Consider the following 961-nt stretch of genomic DNA (forward strand, 5'->3'; position numbering starts at 1 on the left):
CCTTAGCATTGACTACATTAGGATAAGCCTTTGCGACATCGGGACGAGCAAGATTTCCATTTACCTTGGTCCGTCCTAATTCTGTATTAGTAGTACTGTCATAAGCAATTACATACCGGTTATCTTTACCAGCCGCTTGATTAGTAGCCTGCCAACCACTAACTTGTAAGTTACCGTTATTAACCACGTTATCTGAATCAAGCCAGCCATAATTACCATTATCCTTTACTTGGGCTGCCTTTTCTTGAGCAGCTAAGTCTGTGGTCTGACTTGTGCTATCAGCAGCTGGCGTTACCACTTGTTCTGTTTGTGGATCCGCAGTCGTTGCGGTATCAGCTTTTGCACTAGCGTTGCCAAGCATTAAACCGGCCGATACGGCAGCGGCAGCTAATGCCATGCAGCACCATTGTTTGCCATCTTTGTATAATTTATAGTGTTTTTTAATTTCCATTGTTATCTCCCTATTAAATTAGAAATTACACTATTAAAGATACCACAAATTTCGTTAAGAAAATCTTAAATTTTAAATTAGCTTTAAGAATTGTTGGAGAGCACTCTGCCAATCCATAATCTCAAAACCAGTACTCTCCGCCTTCTTCAAGCTCATCACTGAATGACGTGGACGATAAGCTTTAGCAGGATAGGCACTTGAATCAACTGGTGCCACTTCAACATCCTGATCTTTCAAAATCTCACTGGCAAATTCGTACCATGAGCAGGAGCCTTCATTAGATAATTGATATGTACCAAATGGCTGGTTATTATCAACTAAGTATGTCATAAATTCAGCTAAAGTGCGGGTCCAGGTTGGACGACCAAATTGATCATTTACGACTGTTAATCTATCGTGATCCTTGGCAAGTCGTAACATGGTGTAGACAAAGTTCTTGCCATACTTACCAAAAACCCAAGAAGTACGGATAATATAATAATCGTCAAGAATTGACTTAACTGCTTCTTC

The 961-nt window shown here is 40.2% G+C and carries 2 protein-coding genes; both read right to left on the reverse strand.

Going from position 1 to position 961, the window contains the following annotated elements:
* Positions 1 to 451: KxYKxGKxW signal peptide domain-containing protein (locus H5S41_RS00125; protein WP_182601447.1), on the reverse strand; the 451-nt coding region annotated here is incomplete at its 3' end.
* Positions 452 to 523: 72 nt separating this feature from the next.
* The coding region (locus tag H5S41_RS00130; RefSeq protein WP_182601449.1) for an SDR family oxidoreductase at positions 524 to 961 on the reverse strand (438 nt) is incomplete at its 5' end.

The sequence above is a fragment of the Limosilactobacillus albertensis genome (assembly GCF_014145555.1).
GTDB lineage: Bacteria > Bacillota > Bacilli > Lactobacillales > Lactobacillaceae > Limosilactobacillus > Limosilactobacillus albertensis.